This is a genomic window from Vreelandella populi (assembly GCF_003989825.1).
GTDB lineage: Bacteria > Pseudomonadota > Gammaproteobacteria > Pseudomonadales > Halomonadaceae > Vreelandella > Vreelandella populi.
In genome coordinates, this window is the sequence record NZ_RZHE01000008.1 from 271,033 (window position 1) to 292,951 (window position 21,919).

Genomic DNA, 21,919 nt, shown 5'->3' on the forward strand with positions numbered 1-21,919 from the left:
CGGGCCTTCCGCTTAAAAATCGTGTAGCAGGCTGACACTTTCCTCAAGCAGCTTTTCAATCGGCTGAAGCTGACTTTCATGCAAAACCAACAACCCCGGCGCCTCTTTGGCGTTGGCGTCACTGCTTAACGGAACCAGAATCGCGAACTCGCCTTCTTCCAGGTGAAATTCATGAATTTCACGCGGGCCATGGGGCGTTTGGCACTGCGAGCAGCGATAAGCGTCGTCTTCCCCATATACCAGGCGATGGTACATTTTAAACAGCGTATAAAGAGCGAGGCCGCCTTCAAAGGCTGGCCAGCGCGCCGGGGTCGTTTTGATTTCATCCGTCACTATCTGCCCTTCAGCCTGCGCTTCGGCAATCGCGTTGGCCAATGGCGTGGCTAGAATGGCTGAGTCTTCGGCGGGTAGCGGAGCGTTTTGTTTCGCCGCCTGCTCAAAATCCCTGACGGCGCGCTTGAAATCCTCCAGCGTGTCCAGAGGGTAATCAAGATGCTGTAGGTCTCCTGGCTCAAAACTGCCGTTTTCCCAGCCATGAATCACGCGAAGCGTCATGGTGCCGCGTGCCATGGGGCGAGCCAAAAGCATATATAGCATTACGTGAAGATGAAGTTGGCGCTCATCCGTTTCGTTTTCAAAAGCGCGGTAGGGGTCAGCAAAGAGGGCGTTAAGACGGCCCTGGGTATGCTCCTTGGCTTCGGTGTATGGCATGGTAGTTTCCTGTAAGTGAGCCATCTATTCAGTAGGGCTCTTTTGGCATAGGTGCTTATCCGCAGCAGGCATTAACAAGCGTCGGTATTACCCCATGCCTCTATTAATAATATTCGAGCTTTGATTAGTCTAAGCAAGCTTGCAGATAATGAATAGCTGAAGTAGGCCGGTTTCCGCTCAGTTATTTAATTCATGGGATAACGGCACATGCGTGACATACCTTAACAGTCAGATAACAGATATTTGAGCGCAATAGTGGATTTTGACCGCTGGCTGTTTTTCGCTCAGGATACATGCCCTATCAGCTATGAGTAGTGGATTACTAAATGTCACTAAAATATCGTATTCCGGCCTGAAGTGTTTCCTGATTTATTTACGGAGCTTAGCGTGTCGCGCAGTAAAAATAGTTTAGCGCTATGATGAATAAAATCACCTGACAACTTGCGTGAAGAATTAAATGAGCTATCCCATACCGTCAGACGAAAAAGAACGCTTAGAGGCGCTATATGAGCTTGAGTTGCTCGATACGCCCAGCGAACCAGTGTTTGACCGTATTACCCGACTTGCCGCGAAGCTGCTTAATGTACCTGGCGTCACGGTTACCCTGATTGATGCCAAACGTCAGTGGTTCAAGTCACGTGTTGGCCTGGATATCCAGGAAACGCCCCGCGATGTCGCTTTTTGCGCCTACCCGGTTGCCGAATCTGCCCCCTTAGTGGTTGAGGATGCCTGCCTCGATAGCCGGTTTGCGCAGAACCCATTTGTTACCAAGCCTGGCGGGATACGTTTTTACGCTGGATTACCGTTAAAAACTACGCGGGGCCTGGTGTTGGGCACTCTCTGCACCATAGATACTAAACCGCGAAAGCTCAGCAAAGACGATTTTTCTGCGTTGCAGGACCTTGCCGATATTGTGACCGAAGAGATTCAGCTTCGTGAACGACTCATCCGTGAGCAAAAAGAAAAAGAGGCCTCCCAGAAAGCCTTGGCTAAGCTTCATCGTAGCCTTGAGCAGCAAATTGAGCAGCGTACTCACGAGTTTAAGTTGGTAATCGAAACGGCTTACGATGCCTATGTGAGTGTTGATGCTAACGACTGTGTGTTGGACTGGAACTTGGCCGCCACCACCATGTTTGGTTGGTCACGCGAGCAGGCATTGGGGAAGCCGATCAGCCAACTGATGCTGCCTGATGGCTTGCCCTGTGAAGCTGAAAACGTGCCGGTTACCTACCATGCGTGCCGTCGCGACGGCAGTCTCCTGCCTGTTGAAATCCGCTTTAAATCACTCACTTTCCATGGTCGCCAATGGCGCAGCCTATTCATTCACGATATTAGTGAGCGCCATCAGCTTGAGCGGCTAAGAGACCAGCAGGCCCGTGAAGATGTGCTGACCAAGCTTGCCAACCGCCGTGCACTGGATGAGCGACTGCCCGATGCCATGGCACGTGCCCGGCGGTTACAAAAGCCATTGGCGGTACTGTTTATGGACCTGGATGGCTTCAAGAAAGTTAACGACAGCCACGGCCACGCCGTTGGCGATGAGCTTTTACGTGAAATTGCCAAGCGCTTGATCGCCTCTGCCCGGGAGACGGATTTTGTATCCCGCTGGGCAGGTGACGAGTTCGTTTTGATTCTGGAAGGCGTTGAGCCTGAGTCGGTTAAGCCATTGGCGCAAAAGCTTATTGGCAAGATTGAGCAGCCATTGGTGATTGGTGAAACCACGCTTGAAGTCAGTACCAGCATTGGGGTCGCGATGTATATGCCGGGTGCGCCTGAGACAGCGCAAGAGCTGATTAAACGAGCCGATGTTGCCATGTACGAGGCAAAGAGGGCGGGCAAGGCCCAAGTACGCATCGCCTGAGTCGTACATTACGTTGATTAAACCAGGGGCGACTATGATTCGCAGTATTTTGGCAACGCCTAATGGGAACATTCAGGAGGGCGATGAGCAGCTGTTTGATCAATGGAAAGTGGTCCCCGATAGTCATATCTGGGTCGATATGCAGGGTGAAACTAACGAGTGCGTACAGCAGTTGCTTGAACGCTTTGAATGTCATCCGATGGCGATTCAGGATGCTCAGAAAGAGCGTCATCCACCCAAGATCGAAGAGTTCGATAACCATACGCTGATTATTTATCGCGGTATTTCATCCTTTGACGCCAAGCTTAACTTTGTTCCTCAGCAGGTCTGCTTTTTTATTGGTGAACGCTTTCTGGTGACACTGCACTCCGGTGTAGCCATGAGCATCGAGCGGCTTTTCAACGAACATGGCAGGACGCTCTTGGCGCTCTCGCCCGAGCAGGTAGCGCTTAAAATCATGTACACCTCGGCAGGTTACTACATTGATAGTCTGCTCGAATTCGAGGAGGAGTTAAGCGATCTTGAAGATGAGCTACTGGATAATGGCAACGACGTACTGATGCGCAAGATCACCGCCTACCGTTCTCGACTGGTCAAAATGCGACGGGTGTTTAGCTATCATAAGGGTATTACTCAAGAGCTGACGGCCTACGATTACAACCACCTGCCGCGTGAAAACAGTGAAACCCTGCATGCCATTACCGATGTGGCCGAGCGTTTTGAGCGGCTCTATACCCTGACCCAGATGTATTACGACATTTGCGGTGACCTGGTCGATGGTTATATTTCGATTTCATCGCACCAGCTTAATATCACCATGCGGGTTCTAACGGTGATTACTGCCGTCTTTGTTCCCTTGACGTTTATTGCCGGTATTTACGGTATGAATTTTGAATACATGCCAGAACTTGGCTATCGCTACGGCTACTTTTTTGTCTGGGGGGCCATGGTCGGAATCGCTGGCGTACTGATCTGGTTATTTAGGCGCAAGGGGTGGTTCTAAGCTGATAGGCATTTGAGTCACTCCAAGAGTTTGTTATGGTCGGCCAGTGGTTTTATTCCTTTACCAAGGAGCCTGTCAATGGCCGAATCTGCTACTGCCGTTCCTGCCACGATGGCCGCTATGCTGCTGACTGGACATGGGGACGTCGAAAAACTGCATTATCGTGAAGATGCCAAGACACCCACTCCGGGTCCGGGTGAAGTGCTGGTGCAGGTGACCGCAACGGCAAAAAATAATACGGACCGTAAAGCCCGTGAAGGGCTATATCCCACGAAGGAAAAGGGGGACGTTACCTCCTTTGCCATGGGGAAAACGCCAACGCTGACGTTCCCGCGTATTCAGGGGGCCGATGTGGCTGGTCGTATTGTAGCGGTCGGGGAGGGCGTGGAAGCCGAACGTATTGGCCAGCGTGGCCTGCTCGATTTCAATATCTATGCCGATGAGCGCCGGGATATCAATCTGACGCCCGACTATTATGGCCACGGCTCCGACGGCGGGTATGCCGAATATATTGCCGTACCGGCTGACCAGTTTCACCATGTGCCTAACCCAGAGCTGCGTGATGCCGAACTGGCTTCCATGGGCATGTGTTCGTACCAGACGGCCTACCATATGATGACCTCGGCACGGGTAAGTGCGGGTGAGCGTGTGCTGGTAAGTGGCGCGAGCGGCGGCGTGGGCACGGCATTGATCCAGCTCTGTCGAATTGTGGGCGCCATTCCTTACGCGGTCAGCCAGCCAGATAAAGCAGAAGCCTTGATCGCACTAGGCGCCGAGGCGGTGATTGATCGAGGCAACCTGCCGACCTTTGTTGAGCGCGTACTCGAAGCTACTGGCGGTCAGCCGATTGATGCGGTCATGGATCTGGTCGGTGGTGAAATGACTGATCTGTTTATCGATACCATGATTGTGGATATGCAGAGCCGTCAAACCTATCCGCGCCTTTCCATTGCGGGTGCCAGCGGCGGTAATCTCAGTGAGATCATGTGGACGCGTATCTACCTTTACCAAGTGCAGATTTTCGGTGTTTCCCACGGCACCCGGGAAGAAGCCGAGCAGCTCATTGACTGGATTCGCAGCGGTGAGCTCAAGCCCGTACTTCACGCCGCCTTCAAGCTTTCCGAGCTGCATGCCGCCGAGCACTACTTTGTGAAGCGGGGCAGTAATTACCTGGGTAAGATCGTGATTGTTCCGGATGCCCAGTGGGAAGCTCACGGTGTCCCCTTTGCTCTCACCTCTACTCAGGAGTCGCGCGCGTGAAGAATATCCATACCCTTCAACTGATGGATACCCACGCGGGCGGCGACGTTAGCCGTATCGTGACCGGTGGGATTGATGCGCTGCCAGGCGCCACCGTGCGTGAGCAGATGGAGTATCTGCGTGACGATGCCGATGGCCTGCGCCGGCTGCTGCTTGAAGAGCCCTACGGCATTCCTGAAATGTCGGTCGACCTGTTAGTACCTGCCACCCACCCTGAAGCGGTAGCAGGTTATATCATCATGGAAGTCATGGGGTACCCGATCTACTCGGGCTCCAATACGTTATGTACCGCGACCGCCGTGCTCGAGTGCGGGATAGTACCCAAGCAGGAGGGCATTCAGCGGTTTGCTCTGGAGGCACCGGCAGGCTTGGTTCAGATCGAAGCGCGTGTGCATAACGGGGTAGTGGAGTCGGTGACCTGTGAAGGGCTGCCAAGCTACATTGATACCTACCGCGATACCATCCAGGTGCCGGGGATTGGGGAGGTAACCTACTCGGTTGCCTACAGTGGCGGTTTTTATGCATTGGTGGACGCCACCAAGCTTGGCTTCAAGCTGATTCGCGAGGAAGAGCAGGCGCTTTCTGCGTGCGCCCATAAAATTGTGGAGGCCATTCAAGCCAAGCGCGGCTTCTCACACTATACGTTGGGTGATGTAGGGCCTTTGCCGTTTTTGCACTTTATGGGGCCGGAAGAGCAGGTGGGGGAAGGCTATGTGCGATCACGCTCCACAACCTATGTGCATCCCGGTGTAATCTGCCGAAGTACGACCGGGACAGGTACGTCCGCCCGGCTGGCGCTGATGAACTATGAAGGCCGCCTCAACGTAGGCGATAAGCTCGAAACGATATCGCTGCGTGAAACCGGGTTTATCGGCACTTTTACCGGCACTCACCAGGAAGGCGCTTATCAGGTAGTTGAAAACACGATCACCGGACGCAGCTACGTGCTGGCCCATTCTGATATTGTGATTAACTGCGATGATCCACTGGTGGCCTGTGGCGAGCTGCACCATATTCTGAGCGATCGCCATCACGCTAATGCGGTTAAGGAGAGTTCAATCAGGAGCGCTTAAGAGGTGGAGACCTTGCCTCGCAGCGACTTGGTCTTGCCTTTACGGGTTTTATGATCCACCCGGCGGCGCTGGGAACCTTTGGTCGGCTTGGTGGGGCGACGTACCTTCTGCGTCTTGGCAGCACTTACGATAAGGGCTTTAAGGCGGGCAAGGGCATCCTCTTTATTAAGCTCCAGCGTGCGGTAGCTCTGGGCCTTGATAATCACCACGCCCTCCTTGCTGATGCGCTGGTCATTGAGCATCATCAGGCGCTCTTTATAAAACGCAGGCAGGGTGGAACGCGGTATATCAAAGCGTAAGTGCACCGCTGAGGCCACTTTATTGACGTTCTGGCCGCCCGCACCTTGCGCGCGGATCTGGCTGATATCGATTTCCCAGTCGGCCAAGGTTACATGAGTGGAAATAGTGAGCATCCAGTCCTCTGTGTCACGGGTAAGTTATAAGGCTAGCACAATTGACGCAGAGGACGGCGCAATAAGCAGGCTACGCGGCGAGGTTATCGACCGGCTCACCATTAATAAACGCGACGAGATTGCCAAAGGCATCGCCAAAGTAGAGCTCATAACTATCTTTTTCAACGTAACCCAAATGAGGGGTCGCGACACAGTTGGGCAATGTAAGCAGTGGACCGTCACAGGTTGGTTCGCTCTCGAAAACATCGACTGCTGCACGCCCCGGCTTACCTGACTCAAGGGCATTAACCAGCGCGCCGGGCTCTATAAGCGGTGCACGACTGGTATTGACCAAAAGCGCGCTGGGCTTCATGCAGGCAAGATGCTCTGACGTGACGATTCCTTGGGTGTCCGCGTTCAGGCGCAGATGAAGACTAAGCACGTCGGCACGCTGAAAAAGATCATGCTGGCTCTCGGCCACCGCTAAACCTGCCTCAAGCGCCCGCGCTCTTGTGCCTTCACGACCCCACACTAAAACGTCCATTTCAAAGGCCCTACCGTAACGGGCTACCAGGCTGCCAATTTTGCCGTAGCCAAAAATACCCAGCGTGCGGCCTTTAAGGCCCGTGCCAAGAGTGCGCTGCCAGCGGCCAGCCTTGAGGTTTTCCACCTCCTCAGGAAGGTGGCGCATGGCGGAAAGTATCAGACCCCAGGTTAACTCGGCGGCTGCATAGGGCGATCCTCTGCCGGTCATGACGGTTATCCCATGGCGACGACAGGCGTCCAGGTCTACATGGGCTGCTCCGCCGCCGGTTTGGCTAATCACCTTTAAATTGGGTAAACGCTCAAGCAGCGCTGCGGTAATAGGCGTGCGCTCGCGAATTAATACTAACGCGTCGGCTGAGTGGAAGCGTTCAACCAGCGAGTCCATGTCGGTCAGCGTATCGTGATAAACCGTTACCTCATGACCCCTGAGCGCCTCAAAGGCATCCAGTTGGCGCACACAGTCCTGATAATCATCGGAAATCACGATCTTCATTGGCAGGTCCTTGGTAGGTATGAAATAACCAAAAAAAGCAGCATCAATACAGCCCTGTTATAAAGTGATACTACTCTCTAGCCCGGCAATCAAGGAGCAATACATGAGCGACTATCTGTTGGATGAATCACCGTTAAGTGCTGGAATTATCTACCGGCTGCTCTCGGGAAGTATCTGCCCCCGGCCAATTGCCTGGGTAGCCACTCAGAGCCTAGACGGTCAGGCCAATCTTGCGCCGTTTTCGTTTTTCAATGTGGCAAGCGTTAATCCGCCTGTTTTAGCCTTTTCACCGTTGCTGGATGGCAACGCGCAGCCCAAGGATACCGTACGTAATCTTGAGGAGATGCCTGAATGCGTAGTGCATATTGGCAGCGAAGCGCTTATTGAAGCGCTGAATACCACCAGTGCCAGCCTGCCTAGAGAAGAAGATGAGTTTGAATTGGCAGGTCTGGAAAAAGCTCCCATGGCGGGCATCACGGTGCCGCGTATTGCAGCCTCGCCGGTTGCCTTTGGCTGCAAGCTTTATGAGCTGATTCGGTTCGGCGATCAGCCGCTGGCGGGTACGCTGGTGCTAGCGCAGGTAGTGTCCATTCATATTGATGAAAGCATATGGGATGGTCGTCACGTGAATATTGACCTTTTAAAACCTATTGGACGCCTGGCGGGCAACGACTACGTACGTGCGACCGACCGTTTTGCTATCGAGCGGCCAGCCTAACGATAGACCTGGCACTAACAAAAAATAGTAAGCCATTGATATAAAATATTTTTTTTAATGAAAGTAGTTGCTAAATTAGTCTAAGTATAAATAAGCTTTAGTTGCGGCAATTTCTGCCGATACTTCTGTTGCGCATTCTTAATAGAAATAGCGTTTCAAACGCCCAAGTTGTTAATTTCTGTAATTTTTATTGGGAAATAGTGCCTGGTTTAAGCGCTTCGAGGTTATCCTTAGCTGCCTGAAAATGTGCTTTTTCTCAAAAAAATCAGACGTTACCTGCATGCCTCTAGACACAAGCGAACACGTATAATGAAAAAGACTTTCAGTATCCGCGCCATGCTAATCAGCCTTTTTATTATGGCCATGCTGGGTGCGGTTGCCCTTGCCGCGACCGGCTGGTTCACCAACCAGCGGCTGATCAACTCTCAGCACTATATTACCGGTGACGTACTTCCCTTACAGGATGCTAGCCGCCGCTTGGTGCTCACCATGGCCGCCTATGGCCAGCGCCATAACGAACTTCTAGCAGCAGAAAATGAGTCTGCTCTGGAAAACATCGTCTCTGAAGAAACGCTTAACCAGCGCTTTATGAATGCCCGCGAAGCACTTGAAAGGGAGGGCGCCGAGACGCAGCTGGCAACGCTTGATAATTACTATAATGCTCTACTCGATGGTGATGCCGAGCTTGAAATGGTGCGCCAGGTGGAACTTGGTTTGAAAGCGGAAATGGCGTCCCAGTTAAGTAACATGGAAATGTTTGTCAGCAGTGCGATGAGTAGCGCCGAAGAGATCGCCAATGTCTCAGTACTTAATCAGCAACGCTATGAGCGGGAACAACGAGACCTTATGGAGGCGTGGCGTGAAGATGAAATGACCACGCTTCCCACCACGATATTGGATGGCCTGTTTGTTCAGGGGGCCAATATTGGCCGTTACAGTGCGGATGTGCGTACCGCTCTGGCACTGTTGGCAGGGTATGGTCAGCAAATGGTGCAGGCACCCAATAGCGATGCACTTTCCATGCTGCGTCAGCAATTTATTGAAACTCAGTTCAGCCAGGTGCGCAGCTCTTTAGCGGCTATTCTCGATGCCCCCGATTCCGATCCAAATCAGGCGCGTATGGTGAATGCGCTGGCCGAGGTAGTCGATGAGCTTGAAAGCATCATGCTAACCGGGTTCATGTCGGTATCCATGCTGCGTGAACAACAGCTGGAACTTGGCGAACAGGTTCAGACAGCGCTTGCCAAGGTTGCAGGTGCCATGGATCAAATGCAGTTAGCGCTAGGCGAAGTAGAAAGCTATACCGTTGCCCAAGCGGATAACGCCGTTAATCGGGCTGAAGCCTTGGCTGCTACCGGGTTAACGCTATTGATTGGCGTAACGCTTGGGGTTGTCGCACTACTGGCTATTTTTGGCTGGCGTACGCTGGTACGTGTGTTGGGCCCGCTAACGGCCATGCGCCAACAAATGGAAAGCATTAGTGGCGCGGCTGGACAAAATGCGGACCTTTCCATGCGTCTTGCGCTACAGCGTAATGATGAAGTGGGTCAGACGGCCCAGGCCTTCAACCGCATGATGGATACGTTTGAGGGTATGGTGGCTCAAATTCGCGAAAGCGCGGAAGCCATTGCCGCCAGTAGCCGACAGATCGCCGCAGGTAACGAGAACCTGTCTCAGCGCACTGACCAGCAGTCTGCATCCCTGGCGGAAACGGCGTCAAGCCTTGAGCAGATCACCTCGACTGTGAAGCAAACGGCCGATTATGCAGACCAGGCAAAAGGGGCCAGCGGAAGCGTGGATCAGCGAGCTCGCTCAGCGGGTGATGTAGTCAAACGCACCACTACGGCTATGAGCGATATTCGCGAAGCGAGCCAGAAAATCACGTCGATCATCAAGGCAATTGATGATATTGCCTTTCAAACCAACCTGCTGGCACTTAACGCTTCCGTTGAGGCAGCCCGGGCAGGGGAGCAGGGACGCGGCTTTGCCGTAGTGGCCCAGGAAGTACGTAAGCTGGCCGGACGCAGCGCTGACGAGGCTGCCCAGATTCGCCATCTAGTGGACGATAGCGTTGCCAAGGTTAGTGAAGGCGAGCATTTGGTCAATGCGTCCAGCGCGCACCTGCAAGAGATCATCAGCAGCCTTTCAGAGGTTACCCGCTACGTAACGGAAATTGCCGATGCAACGCAAGAGCAGTCCACGGGCATAGAGCAGATCAACCAAGCGATCTCGCAGCTAGATCAAGTGACTCATCAGAATGCTCGGCTGGTTCAAGACGCTTCAAGCGCAAGTCAGGAGCTGGATGAGCGAGCTGGTGACATGCATACGCTTGTTAGCCGTTTTCGGGTAAGTGATGGCGCGGGCCACCAGGCGCTTTCCTTACCGCAGCAAGAGGAACCTGCCCAACTAACCTGACGCTATCGTTGGATCCTTACTCAGCGAACGTGCCTATGGCGCGTTCGCTGTTTTGCGTTTCAGGGGGTTGTTTTATGTACTCGGTGCCTGCACTCATCAATAAGCTGTAGTTCAATCCAAGCATTTACAAGGGGGCAAAATGACGACATTGGTGATTGGTGCCAACGGACAGATCGGCAAGCAGTTTTGTGAGCTTTCCCAACAGGCGGGTGAGCCTGTCAAAGCAATGATCCGCGATGAAAGTCAGGCTGAGTGGTTTGAAAAACGCCATATCTCAACCGTGGTAGCGGACCTTGAAGGCGAATTGGAGCATGCTTTTGATGGCTGTGATAATGTGGTGTTCACTGCCGGCTCAGGCCCGCATACCGGCCCTGATAAGACCTTGATGATTGATCTCTTTGGGGCTATTCGCGCGGCAGATATTGCCAGCCAACGCGGGCTTTCCCGGTACATTATGGTGAGTGCCATGCGTGCCGAGCAGCCGTTGGATGCACCGGAAAACATGCGCCCCTATATGGCGGCAAAATTCGCAGCTGACGCCCACCTGCGTCAGAGCGGTGTGTCCCATGTAATTCTTAAACCGGGGCGGCTTAGTAATGAAGCGGCCAGCCAGCGGTTTGCAAGCTCCTTTGAAGAAGCCGGAGATAACCAAATCTCCCGAGCGAACGTTGCTCACGCGCTGCTTCATGTAGTGCAAACGCCAAGCATTGTTAATCAGGAGTATTTACTGTTGGATGGCGAGCGCCCTATCGGCGATATCATCAGTTAGTGATGATGCCTAATGACGATGAGTGATGTGATGGATATCGACTTGCCGGTAGGCGTTATCGCCGATACACACGGCCTGCTGCGTGATGACGCCCTTATCTGTCTGGAGGGATGTGGGCTGATTCTGCATCTTGGCGATGTGGGGCAGGCGCCTGGCGATGAGGTAATTCTTGCCCGTCTGGCATCCATCGCGCCTTTGTATGTCGTTAAAGGTAATATCGATACCGCCCGTTGGGCCAAGCAGCTGCCTGAGGTACAAAACCTTACCGTCAATGGATGGCGACTGCATATGGTTCATCGCTTGGTTGATTTTGATGACGCCACGCCTTGTGATGTGGTATTACACGGCCACTCCCATAAACCGCGCAATGAGTGGCAGGGCGACAAGTTGCTGTTCAATCCAGGGGCGGCGGGCAAGCGCCGCTTCAAGCTACCTATTACGCTCGGCAAATTATGGCTTGAAGAGCATCAGATAAAGCGCGCCATTATGCACTTGCCGCTTTGATGGCGCGTTTTGGGTCGTAAAAAGCATTGTAGTAATGGCGTACTACCTCTGATGGAAAAGCGCTTGTTAGGCTTGTGTTACACACTCAGCGTGTGCTCGATGATAAAACAATAAGGAGTACGGAGATGAGCAGCAAGCGTATCTTGATGATTACCGGCGACTTTACTGAAGATTACGAAACCATGGTTCCCTTTCAGGCGTTGATGGCGGTCGGCCACCAGGTTGATGCCGTTTGCCCCGGAAAGACATCGGGTGAAACCGTGGCCACGGCGATTCATGATTTCGAAGGCGATCAGACCTATTCCGAAAAACCTGGCCATCGCTTTGCGCTCAACGCTGATTTTGAGCACATCAATCCCGCCGATTATGACGCCCTGGTGGTACCCGGTGGGCGTGCCCCGGAATACCTGCGTTTAAACAAAGATGTGTTAACGATGGTGCGGCACTTTTTTGAGGCCAATAAGCCTGTCGCTGCGATCTGCCATGGCGCACAACTGTTAGCCGCTGCAAAGGTGCTCGAAGGAAGGCAGTGTTCCGCGTATCCGGCCTGCCAACCAGAAGTTGAGCTGGCGGGCGGGTCTTTTGCCAGTATCGACGTAAGTGAGGCGGTAACCGACGGCAACCTAGTGACGGCCCCCGCTTGGCCAGCGCACCCGGCCTGGCTTGCTCAATTTATGGCGCTGCTAAATAAGTAATCGCTGGGTCGTCAACGTAAGCATATAAAGCGAAGCATACGCGCCTAACAGACATTGGGCGCGTAGCGTATTTGCCCACTATGCTAACGGCTTATCTGAACGTTAAGAGATCACGCCCATGTGTAAACTCTTTATTCACGCCAATCCTGAACTGTGGTCCAGCGCTACGCATTCATTGCGCATCGATGGCATGGTGACTAGCGTGTGAATGGAGCACTACTTCTGGCACATTCTGGAAGAAATCGCCACGCGTGATGGTATGAATACTGCTCAGTTGATTACCCGCTTGTATCATGAATCTATCGACGCTGGGCATGACTTGGGTAACTTCACCTCGTTTTTACGCGTCTGCGCGCTACGTTATCAAGCGCTTCAACTAACGGGAGATATCCCCACTCAGCATGGGGTACCTATCGCAACCCTGGATGCTGAGGGGATTTTAGCGCGTGAAAGCCGCCCCAAGCGCAACCAGATGCATTAGATGCATTAAGAGCTATCTCTCTAACGCCGAGAGAGCCGTATGGTTTAATAGCATTCTGATAACCGCCGTTCGAACGTTATAGCGAGTAGCGGTTGCGATGATAATGAAGGCCATCACTGGATAGTGGCGGATGTAGTAACTAACAGGATTTTCATGGCAGATATAGCAACAGCCGTACGCCAATTGCTAACCGCAGCACCTGACAAAGCGCTACCGATGACGTATCAGCAAGTGGCTGCATCAATGGGATTAACGCCTCCAGGAACAATACAGCGTGTTACTCAGGCGCTAGAGCAGCTTATGCGCGATGATGCCGCTACCCATCAGCCGTTTATCGCTGCATTAGTGGTAAGCCGCCGGGGTGATAATATGCCCGGCGCTGGATTTTTTGAGCTGGCCGTGGCGCTGGGTCGTTTTCCCGCTGACTCCACGCAGCATGCCAAGGCGTATCGCGCTGAATATCAGCAGGCGTTGGCATTGCGTTCAAATACATAATCTTATTTAGACGGCTTGCGTAACGGGTCAAGCAAATCGCTTAAGCCATTATGATCAATTTCCTGCATCAGTTGCAGCAGTTGACCAATCTCTCCCGATGGAAAACCCTCCCGTGCAAACCAGTTAAGGTACGGCCCAGGCAGGTCGGCAATCAGGCAGCCCTGGTGCTTGCCGAACGGCATCGTGCGAGTTACCAGTTTTTCAAGGTCTTCAGGTCTCATGTCTTACTTTCCTTTGGGCTTATCTATCGCGCTGGTTTCCGAAAAGATGTAATTTTGTTAGACTTTGGTCGACGAATAATACCCCCTCGATGCCGGGCATTTACAGCTTCGGCAAGTTATTTCTGTATCGTCAGGATATGACATGCATAAACATTTAAGTTTTTTACTCTGCACACCGCTTTTAGCGTTTGCAGCGATGCCCGTTGCGGCGGATGAGCCTGTTGATGTTGTATTGATTGGTGGCGGTATCATGAGCGCCACGCTAGGTACTTACCTTCAGGAGTTAGAGCCCGATTGGGATATCCATCTTTACGAGCGCCTGGGCCAGGTAGCTGAGGAGAGTTCCAACGCTTGGAACAACGCGGGCAGCGGTCACTCTGCCTTCATGGAAATGAACTATACGCCGGGTGATGGCGATCACGTTGAAATTGAGCGTGCGGTTAATGTTACCGAACAGTTTGAAATTTCTCGTCAGTTCTGGGCTCACCAGGTTGACCAGGGCATCCTGAGCGACCCCAAGGCTTTTATCAACTCGGTGCCACATCACGCGTTGGTGTGGGGGGAAGACGATGTCGCTTTCCTGCGCGAACGCTATGCACGCATGACCGAAAATCCGCTGTATGAAGGCATGGAATACTCGGAAGATCGCCAAGAGATCGCTGAGTGGATGCCGTTGGTGATGGCAGGTCGTGATGAAAACGAGCCCGTTGCCGCCACGCGCATGCAGATGGGTACCGAGGTCAATTATGGCGCCCAAACCCGCCAAATGATTGAAGGTTTGAGCGATAGCGATAACTTCACACTCTCGCTTAACAGTGAAGTGCGCGGCCTTGAGCGTAATGACGATGATACCTGGCACGTGACGATCAAAAACCTGGAAAGCGGTGATGAATCCACCGTTGACGCGCGGTTTGTGTTTATTGGTGCTGGCGGTGCCGCGCTGCCGCTGCTTCAGGAAGCAGGTATTCCCGAAGCTGATGCCTACGCCGGCTTCCCGGTGGGTGGCCAGTTCCTTTACACCACCAATCCTGAAGTCGTAGCCCAGCACCAGATCAAGGTGTATGCCAAAGCGGGCGAAGGTTCTCCGCCGATGTCAGTGCCTCACATGGACTTCCGTAATCTGGATGGCCAACCTGCGCTGTTCTATGGTCCGTTTGCCACATTCTCTAGCAAGTTCTTGAAAGAAGGCTCCTGGACTGACCTGTTTGGCTCCTTGACGTTTAGCAATATTTGGCCGACAACCCAGGTAGGGCTGCATAACTTCAACCTGGTGCGCTACCTGGTCGGCCAGGTGATGATGTCTGACGACGACCGCTTTGAGGCGCTGCAGGGCTTCTATCCTGAAGCAAACCGTGATGAGTGGAAACTTTGGACAGCTGGCCAGCGGGTTCAGATTATCAAGAACGATCCTGAGCGTGGCGGCCTTCTACAGTTTGGTACCGAAGTAGTAAGTTCTGAAGACGGCTCAATTGCAGCACTTCTGGGTGCTTCACCTGGTGCGTCAACCGCGCCGCCCATCATGCTGCATTTGCTGGAAAACGTGTTCTCTGAGCAGGTGCAAAGCGATGCGTGGCAGGAAAAATTGACGCAAATCGTACCGTCTTACGGCCAGCGCCTTTCCGAAAACCCGGAGCTGTTGCGTGAAATGCGTGTGTATACCGCAGAAACGCTCAAGTTGAACGAGCCGATGAATGCTGCTGAAACAGGCACAGATGCTCAAACAGAAGTGGAAAACGTACAGCCTGAATCTGAAGCCGCTGATGCCGGTGAAGAAAGCAGCGCTGACGAAAGTGCCGATACGCAAAGCGAAGAGCAGGACGCCGAAACACAAGAAGTTGCTCTGTAAGGTTTTGCCTACTCAAGCTTGAATGCACTGATGTGTCATATCAGGTGCAGTCAATAACGCTAGCTCCTTTCAAGGGGCTAGCGTTTTTTTTGGCTTCAATGATGAGGATTGGCAGCTTCACAAATCAGCTGGGCAAGGGCGCGGGCTGGAGTGCTCAACTGGCTACTGTCGCGATGGATCAAGCCTACATCGCGATGAAACGTATGCTCGCTGAGTGGGATGGCGCGTACCGCGGTTGGCCAGGGCTGCAGTGCGGCCACTTCTGGTACCAGGGCAATGCCCACGCTATTGGCAACCAGTTGGATAATTGTATCCAACTCGTCCACCTCACACAGTTCACGCACGTGACAGTGCTGGGCGCGTAAAAAGCGGTCGACCTGGCGGCCGCCAAACGAGGTGCGGTCGTAGCGGACAAAAGACTCACGGGCAAGCAACTCACGCCAGTCGTCGCCTTTAATAGCGGCTGGAACTATCAGCCGGTAAGGCTCATGGGCAAGCGTCGTCCAGCGTAAATCGCTATGCAGCGAGAAAGACGGGCGAATAATAGCCGCCATATCAAGCTCACCCGCATCCACCTGATTGACCAGCGCCATGGAAAGCCCTGGCAACACGCGGCTTTGGCAGCCTGGATAAGCACGGTGAAAGCGGGCCAGGGCACTGGGCAGTAGCGAGCGCTGAATGGAGGCGATAGCGCCTATGTTCACCGGGGTGCTGGTAGGCTTACCGGTATTGGCTTCGCCAAGCGTCCGGTAAAGGGCTAATAAGGTATGCGCCTGTTGAAGGACTTCCTGACCTTGCGCCGTTAATACCGCCGCGCGACCTTTTCGAGCAAACAGGGTAACGCCCAGCTGCTCTTCCAACCGCTTCATCTGTGCGCTGACAGCCGCTTGTGTTAAACCAATTTTTTGGCCTGCCGAGGCAAAAGTGCCTTCTTGAGCAACGGCTGTTAAGGTTTTCAATTCTCGTATCATTGATAAATAATATTTGTGAGTTGGCAAAAAAGATATTGATTTTATTTTTATATGGCTCGGCCTAGGATAACCATTACAGGTTGGCACTCTGTGTCACTCATTACATAACGATAGCGAGCAGGAGACCACTATGAGCCTTTCCCCTTTCCATCTGGCCATTCCAGTTTACGATGTGGCATTAGCCCGGGCTTTTTACAACGACGTTTTCGGCTTGGAAGAAGGGCGCTCCAGTGACAACTGGGTCGACTTCAACTTTTTTGGCCACCAGCTGGTCATTCATGGCCACCCTAAAACACCTAGCCAGGAAAATGCTCATACTAATCCTGTGGATGGTCATGACGTGCCGGTGCCGCATTTCGGCGTAATTCTGGAGTGGGATGAGTGGGAAGACCTGGCTGAGCGCTTGAAGTCACGCAACACCGTCTTTGTTATCGAACCTTACGTGCGCTTTAAAGGCGAAGTGGGCGAGCAGGCCACCATGTTCCTGCTCGACCCCTGTGGTAACGCATTAGAGTTCAAGGCGTTCAAGGACAAGAGCCAAATCTTTGCCAAGTAAGCGATAATTACCCCTGCAGCATCTGCTCCTGGCGGCGATGTTGTAGGGGAGATTCGCCAAAGTAGCGTTTATAGTCGCGGCTGAATTGCGGCACGCTACGATACCCCACCGCCAATGCCGCCTGATTGACGTTATGCCCCTGCTGCGACAGAAGCTGCTGGGCTTTTATCAGCCGCAGCCGCTTCAGATACTGGGTTGGGGAAGCGCGAGTGATCTGCTTGAAATAGTGATGAAATGTCGAAACGCTCATGCTGGCCTGCTGGGCCAGCTGCTCGACCCTAAACTCATCAGCGAAACTTACGTGAAGCTTCGACAGCACCTGCACTATTCGTGAGTAGTGCCCTTGGCCGTTCACTAGCGCTCTAAGTGCTGGCCCTTGCTCCCCTTTCAGCGCCTCGAAAACCACCTCACGAATGCGTGCTGCTCCCATGATGGCGCATTCTATTTCGCACGTCAGTGTACCGGCTAGCCGATCCACCGCATCCTGCATGCCTAATGTCATGGCAACCGACGCCATGGGTTTCGGGGAAATAGTCGGTGCGCTGATATCGCCCATGGCCATAACCATTTCGCTTAACAGCGCCGGATCCAGCTTTACCGAAATACCCAGCAGCGGCGCTTCGGGTGAACCATGGGTTTCACACTCAAACGGCAGCGGTAGGGTCTGTACCAAGTAGTGCCCGGGGTTATAGTGAATTTCACGATCGCCCAGATAGCCCACTTTCCGGCCCAGGGTAATAACGGTCAGGCTGGGCTCGTACAGTAAAGGAGTACGCGCTTGATGGCGCCCCAGACGAAGCAGTGAGACGCTCGGTAAGTGCGTCGGGGTGATGCCGTCTGCCTTGGTTAGCGCTGCAATAGTGTGTGCCAAGGACGGGTAGGTATGAAGCAGCGTGCTCATGAAGACCTGCCTGAAAAGTTTGGAAATGGATGGCTTCGGATAATAGTGTCAAAATATCGGCTATTTTTTGTTATTTTATCACACTTATATGGAGGAATAGGCAAAAAATACGGAGCTTCGCTCATCGTTATTGCAGCTCAATCGGCGAATAATGGTCAGGCGTCCTCATGGTCAAGAGGATCACCGATTTAAGGAGTTTTATCTGATGAGCCAAGCTAAATCCTACGCTGCCTTTGCGGCGGATAAACCGTTAGCGCCTTTTTCATTTGAGCGTCGTCAACCGCGTGCTGATGATGTCGCCATTGAGATTCTTTACTGTGGGGTTTGCCACAGCGACCTGCACTTTGCCCGTAACGATTGGGGCATGAGTCAGTATCCGGTCGTGCCCGGCCATGAAATCGTGGGTCGTGTCACTGCAGTAGGCGACAAGGTGAGCCGCTTCAAGGAAGGCGACCTGGTGGGTGTTGGCTGCATGGTCGACTCCTGCCGCACCTGTAGCGCCTGCAAAGATGGCGTGGAGCAGTACTGCCTGGAAGGGTTTACCATGACCTACGGCAGCCCTGATCGACAGGACGATACTATTACTCAGGGCGGTTACTCGGACGCCATCGTTGTCAGCGAGCACTTCGTGCTAAAAATGCCGGACGATATTGATCTTGCCTCCGCCGCGCCGATTTTGTGTGCCGGTATTACCACCTATTCACCGCTTAAGCATCACGGCGTGGGTAAGGGTCACAAGGTAGGCGTGGTCGGCATGGGCGGCCTTGGCCACATGGGTGTGAAGCTTGCCAAAGCGCTGGGGGCGGAAGTCACCGTATTTACCCGCTCTGATGCCAAGGTGGAAGAAGCCAAGCGCAACGGCGCTGACCACGTGGTGGTGTCGAGCGACCAGGCACAAATGGACGCGGTGGCGGAAACCTTCGATTTCATGCTGGATACCGTACCGGTACAGCACGACCTGAACCCTTACCTTACCTCACTCAAATACGACGGCACGCATATCATTGTTGGCCTTTTGGAGCCTATTGAGCCGGCTATTGAAGCCTTCAACCTGGTGTTCAAACGTCGAGTGGTAGCGGGCTCGCTGATCGGCGGCATCACTGAAACTGAGGAGCTGCTCCAGCTGTGCGCCGAGCAGAATATTACCTGCGATATCGAAATGCTGGATATCAACAACATCAACGAAGGCTTTGAGCGCATGGAGAAAGGCGATGTGCGCTATCGTTTCGTGATTGATATGGCAACGCTTAAAAATACCACTATTTAGAAGCGTGGATATTTATCTACCCACCCTGACCTCGGTCACGGTGGGTTTTTTTATGCCTTTTCGTTATACATAAGTCGATAGCACCCCGCAAAGCGCTTAAGCTTGGTTTGCTCCGGCCGATACCCATAAACGAACTATAAAAAAACAAAGGGATCAACAGGATGAGACATCTTTCAATTAAGTGGAGTTTAACGGCGGCGTTAGCCTTGATGGTGCTCATGATCGGATTGATCAGCGGGCTCGGGTTCTACGCCAATCACACCAGCGGCAGAACTCTTGAAGAGTTAACCGATATCAACGTGCGGTTAACCAATCTGGCTAACCGCACTCAGGTAAATGCGCTACGAGCGCAAACCTTCCTCGATCGTTTTGCAAGTTTCAGTACCCAGGGAAACCCTGAAAAAGGCCAGGAAAACCTGCAGCTAGCCATTGAGGCCGTGGCGGCGGCCCAGGCGAACTTTGACGACTTCAAGACTTTGCCAGTGCCTGTGGAAAGCGAGCTTGTCAGCTACCGTGAGGCTATCGTGCTGAGCTATGCAGCATTTATCACTGAAGGCATTGTGCCTTTGCTGGATGCGCCGCCATTTCAGGTGCAGCGCCGCCAGGAAGCATTAGGCGAGATTGGTGTGCAGTTAGACGAAGCCATGCATGATTTTATCGCCTACACCGAAGCGCAGGGGCAGCGTGTAATTGAGCAGGTGGAGACCCTGACCCAAACCATCGGAGTGATTGCGGTCGCTTTACTCATTCTTTCATTAACTGCCGCCATCATTATCCGCATGGCCATGATGCGCAGTGTTGTGCGCCCCCTTAATCAGGCAATCGCCCACTTCGCCACTATTGCGGATGGGAACCTGACTGACCGTATTGAAGCGCGCGGGCGTAACGAAATAGGTCAACTATTTAGAGCGCTGGCTGACATGCAAGCCAAGCTGAAAACCCTGGTACTTTCCTTACGCAGTAGTAGTGAAAGTGTTTTTAGTGGTGCAGGCGATATCTCGGCGGGAAGTCAGGATCTCTCTTCACGCACCGAACAGCAGGCGTCTGCACTGCAGCAAACGGCTTCCAGCATGGAGCAGATGTCGACCACCGTCAGTAAGAATGCGGAGACAGCGCAAACCGCTGATCAGCTATCGGGAGCGGCTTCCCAGTCAGCAGCGGCAGGGGGCGAGGAGGTTCAGCGCACGGTAGCTCTGATGCGTGAAATAGCGGCCAGCGCAAACCGCATTAACGATATTATCGGCGTTATCGACTCGATTGCTTTCCAAACCAATATTCTGGCCCTCAATGCCTCGGTGGAAGCGGCCAGAGCCGGTGAACAGGGACGTGGATTTGCGGTGGTGGCCAGTGAGGTTCGCTCGCTGGCTACACGCAGTGCCGCCTCGGCAAAAGAGATCCGTAGCCTGATTGAGCAGACGACCTCACAAATCAATAGCGGCGCTGAGCAGGCAGAACGCAGTGGCTCGACCATTTCACAAGCGGTGCAGGCAATCGGGCAAGTGACAACGTTGATGGGAGAAATATCCACCGCGAGCCGCGAGCAGAATGGGGGGATTGAGCAGATTAATGCTGCACTGACAGAAATGGATTCAGTGACTCAGCAAAATGCGGCACTGGTGCAGCAGACCAGCAGCGCAGCTAGCGCGCTTGAAGACCAAGCGCGCCAACTGGCAGAGCTAATGGCTACCTTTCGTCTTGATGAGCAGGCAGGCAGTGCTGACCAGAAAGCGTTAGTTACTCCACCTCTACCTGCTTCACATGCCATGCAAACGAATAGGGCTTCCGGTGCTAACCCTTCGCGGAAGGTGTTGGTCAAGGAAACCGATGATTGGGATGAGTTCTAGACCGACACTGCTGACCACCTACCCGTCTTGCTTCAGTCTTAATGCGTATTGGCAGGTGGGTGGAAAGCTTTATACGTGAGCGGATACGCGCAGGCGTACGTAATCGGCGGTCCAGTTGCCCTGACCGTCGCTTAAACTGTGGGAAAGGAGCACTAAGGTGTTATCAATAATTGAGTGGCGAAGATCCTCCTCCAAGCCGCTCAAAAACGGATTGGCGAAGGTTTCAAGCCAGCCCGCCATGCCGGTTGGCAGGGGGGTGGGTCTTGGGATCAGTTCAATTGTATCGACCTTGAACCCTACGGTTTGCAGAATGTTGGCGTACTCTTCAGTAGTGGGGAAGTACCATGGGTGACGCCCGCGAGAACTAATACCCCGAAACTGCAGGGAGGCAATCAGGGCCGTGCAGATAGCTGCTACGTTGCCGTGCCCCCCAAACTCTGCCACAAAGCGGCCGCCCGGCTTCAGCGCCCGCTTTACGCCAGCCAAAACCGCTTGAGGGTCAAGCATCCAGTGAAGCGCGGCGTTGCTGAAAACGGCATCAAACTCATGGTCAAAGGGGAGCTCATGGGCATCGACAACGCGTGCGGTAACACCCCGTTCGCGGGCAGCGGACACCATGTCTTCTGAACTATCCACGCCTAATACGTCAGCACCTAATTGGACCAGACGCTCGGTTAGTGCGCCATCCCCACAGCCCAAATCCAGAATACGCTGCCCCGGTTGAGGTGATAAAAGCTTAATCAGCTCGTGACCTAGTTTTGGAACAAAGGGAGCATTTTCAGCATAGTGGCTAGCATTCCATTCCTGGCCAGACGCGTGAGACGTAATATTATTCATGGCAGCTTCCTAGCATCGTTATATTTTGCACGGGGAGTATAAAGAGTATAGCTCGGTGCA

22 protein-coding genes and 1 pseudogene are annotated in these 21,919 nt (G+C 53.2%); 16 read left to right on the forward strand and 7 right to left on the reverse strand.

What is annotated here, in order from left to right:
* Positions 1-12 precede the first annotated feature (12 nt).
* Positions 13-711 carry a hypothetical protein gene (locus tag ELY25_RS10820; RefSeq protein ID WP_126951296.1) on the reverse strand — a complete coding sequence of 233 codons (699 nt, stop codon included), beginning with the start codon at positions 709-711 and terminating at the stop codon, positions 13-15.
* 457 nt (positions 712-1,168) lie between these two features.
* Here ELY25_RS10820 and ELY25_RS10825 point away from each other — a divergent pair, with 457 nt between their 5' ends.
* The 4 genes from ELY25_RS10825 (at position 1,169) to ELY25_RS10840 (ending at position 5,908) form a co-directional block, all read left to right on the forward strand.
* Positions 1,169-2,572, forward strand: coding sequence for a sensor domain-containing diguanylate cyclase (locus ELY25_RS10825; RefSeq protein ID WP_126951297.1), 1,404 nt, complete (start codon positions 1,169-1,171; stop codon positions 2,570-2,572).
* Between the two features lie 34 nt (positions 2,573-2,606).
* Positions 2,607-3,575, forward strand: a complete 969-nt coding sequence (gene corA, locus ELY25_RS10830; protein ID WP_126951298.1) for a magnesium/cobalt transporter CorA — start codon at positions 2,607-2,609, stop codon at positions 3,573-3,575.
* Between the two features lie 78 nt (positions 3,576-3,653).
* The gene (locus ELY25_RS10835) at positions 3,654-4,835 is read left to right on the forward strand and encodes an alcohol dehydrogenase catalytic domain-containing protein (RefSeq protein WP_126951299.1); all 1,182 of its coding nucleotides are present in this window, start codon (positions 3,654-3,656) and stop codon (positions 4,833-4,835) included.
* Entirely contained in the window at positions 4,832-5,908 is a 1,077-nt protein-coding gene (locus ELY25_RS10840; RefSeq protein WP_126951300.1) for a proline racemase family protein, read from the forward strand. Before ELY25_RS10835 ends, ELY25_RS10840 begins: the two co-directional genes overlap by 4 nt.
* Here the strand turns inward: ELY25_RS10840 and arfB are convergent.
* On the reverse strand, positions 5,905-6,321 hold the full coding sequence (gene arfB, locus ELY25_RS10845; RefSeq protein ID WP_126951301.1) for an alternative ribosome rescue aminoacyl-tRNA hydrolase ArfB: 417 nt from the start codon (positions 6,319-6,321) through the stop codon (positions 5,905-5,907). The two genes, ELY25_RS10840 and arfB, sit on opposite strands and share 4 nt — an antisense overlap.
* Before the next feature lie 70 nt (positions 6,322-6,391).
* On the reverse strand, positions 6,392-7,339 hold the full coding sequence (locus ELY25_RS10850) for a D-2-hydroxyacid dehydrogenase family protein (RefSeq protein ID WP_126951302.1): 948 nt from the start codon (positions 7,337-7,339) through the stop codon (positions 6,392-6,394).
* Between the two features lie 103 nt (positions 7,340-7,442).
* Here ELY25_RS10850 and ELY25_RS10855 point away from each other — a divergent pair, with 103 nt between their 5' ends.
* From ELY25_RS10855 to ELY25_RS10885, 7 genes and pseudogenes are all read left to right on the forward strand, one after another.
* The gene (locus tag ELY25_RS10855; RefSeq protein ID WP_126951303.1) at positions 7,443-8,057 is read left to right on the forward strand and encodes a flavin reductase family protein; all 615 of its coding nucleotides are present in this window, start codon (positions 7,443-7,445) and stop codon (positions 8,055-8,057) included.
* A gap of 309 nt (positions 8,058-8,366) precedes the next feature.
* Positions 8,367-10,472: a methyl-accepting chemotaxis protein gene (locus ELY25_RS10860; RefSeq protein ID WP_126951304.1), complete on the forward strand. Its 2,106-nt coding sequence runs from the start codon at positions 8,367-8,369 to the stop codon at positions 10,470-10,472.
* A 139-nt stretch (positions 10,473-10,611) separates the two neighbouring features.
* Positions 10,612-11,241, forward strand: a complete 630-nt coding sequence (locus tag ELY25_RS10865) for an SDR family oxidoreductase (RefSeq protein WP_126951305.1) — start codon at positions 10,612-10,614, stop codon at positions 11,239-11,241.
* A gap of 12 nt (positions 11,242-11,253) precedes the next feature.
* Entirely contained in the window at positions 11,254-11,745 is a 492-nt protein-coding gene (locus ELY25_RS10870; RefSeq protein ID WP_236995701.1) for a metallophosphoesterase family protein, read from the forward strand.
* 125 nt (positions 11,746-11,870) lie between these two features.
* A complete protein-coding gene (locus ELY25_RS10875) occupies positions 11,871-12,440 on the forward strand; it encodes a DJ-1/PfpI family protein (RefSeq protein WP_126951306.1) in 570 nt (189 codons plus the stop codon).
* A gap of 118 nt (positions 12,441-12,558) precedes the next feature.
* Positions 12,559-12,921: pseudogene (locus ELY25_RS10880) on the forward strand (ribbon-helix-helix domain-containing protein).
* Between the two features lie 153 nt (positions 12,922-13,074).
* Positions 13,075-13,416: a hypothetical protein gene (locus ELY25_RS10885; protein WP_126951307.1), complete on the forward strand. Its 342-nt coding sequence runs from the start codon at positions 13,075-13,077 to the stop codon at positions 13,414-13,416.
* Positions 13,417-13,418: 2 nt separating this feature from the next.
* On the opposite strand, the gene ELY25_RS10890 is transcribed toward ELY25_RS10885, so the two are convergent.
* On the reverse strand, positions 13,419-13,637 hold the full coding sequence (locus ELY25_RS10890) for a DUF3820 family protein (RefSeq protein WP_126951308.1): 219 nt from the start codon (positions 13,635-13,637) through the stop codon (positions 13,419-13,421).
* Between the two features lie 142 nt (positions 13,638-13,779).
* Here ELY25_RS10890 and mqo point away from each other — a divergent pair, with 142 nt between their 5' ends.
* Positions 13,780-15,483, forward strand: coding sequence for a malate dehydrogenase (quinone) (mqo, locus tag ELY25_RS10895; RefSeq protein ID WP_126951309.1), 1,704 nt, complete (start codon positions 13,780-13,782; stop codon positions 15,481-15,483).
* 95 nt (positions 15,484-15,578) lie between these two features.
* Here the strand turns inward: mqo and ELY25_RS10900 are convergent, their stop codons facing one another.
* Entirely contained in the window at positions 15,579-16,454 is an 876-nt protein-coding gene (locus ELY25_RS10900; RefSeq protein WP_126951310.1) for a LysR family transcriptional regulator, read from the reverse strand.
* A 130-nt stretch (positions 16,455-16,584) separates the two neighbouring features.
* Between ELY25_RS10900 and ELY25_RS10905 the strand changes: the two genes are divergently transcribed.
* Entirely contained in the window at positions 16,585-17,010 is a 426-nt protein-coding gene (locus ELY25_RS10905; RefSeq protein WP_126951311.1) for a VOC family protein, read from the forward strand.
* Positions 17,011-17,017: 7 nt separating this feature from the next.
* Here ELY25_RS10905 and ELY25_RS10910 read toward each other — a convergent pair whose 3' ends face one another.
* Positions 17,018-17,911, reverse strand: a complete 894-nt coding sequence (locus ELY25_RS10910) for an AraC family transcriptional regulator (RefSeq protein WP_126951312.1) — start codon at positions 17,909-17,911, stop codon at positions 17,018-17,020.
* On the opposite strand from ELY25_RS10910, the gene ELY25_RS10915 reads away from it, so the two are divergent.
* From ELY25_RS10915 to ELY25_RS10925, 3 genes are all read left to right on the forward strand, one after another.
* Positions 17,894-18,103, forward strand: a complete 210-nt coding sequence (locus ELY25_RS10915) for a hypothetical protein (protein WP_126951313.1) — start codon at positions 17,894-17,896, stop codon at positions 18,101-18,103. The two genes, ELY25_RS10910 and ELY25_RS10915, sit on opposite strands and share 18 nt — an antisense overlap.
* A gap of 13 nt (positions 18,104-18,116) precedes the next feature.
* Positions 18,117-19,178, forward strand: a complete 1,062-nt coding sequence (locus ELY25_RS10920; protein ID WP_126951314.1) for an NAD(P)-dependent alcohol dehydrogenase — start codon at positions 18,117-18,119, stop codon at positions 19,176-19,178.
* Positions 19,179-19,339: 161 nt separating this feature from the next.
* Complete coding sequence (locus tag ELY25_RS10925; RefSeq protein ID WP_126951315.1) at positions 19,340-21,022, forward strand: methyl-accepting chemotaxis protein; 1,683 nt, start codon at positions 19,340-19,342, stop codon at positions 21,020-21,022.
* A 69-nt stretch (positions 21,023-21,091) separates the two neighbouring features.
* Here the strand turns inward: ELY25_RS10925 and ELY25_RS10930 are convergent, their stop codons facing one another.
* On the reverse strand, positions 21,092-21,859 hold the full coding sequence (locus ELY25_RS10930) for a class I SAM-dependent methyltransferase (RefSeq protein ID WP_126951316.1): 768 nt from the start codon (positions 21,857-21,859) through the stop codon (positions 21,092-21,094).
* Between the last annotated feature and the right edge of the window lie 60 nt (positions 21,860-21,919).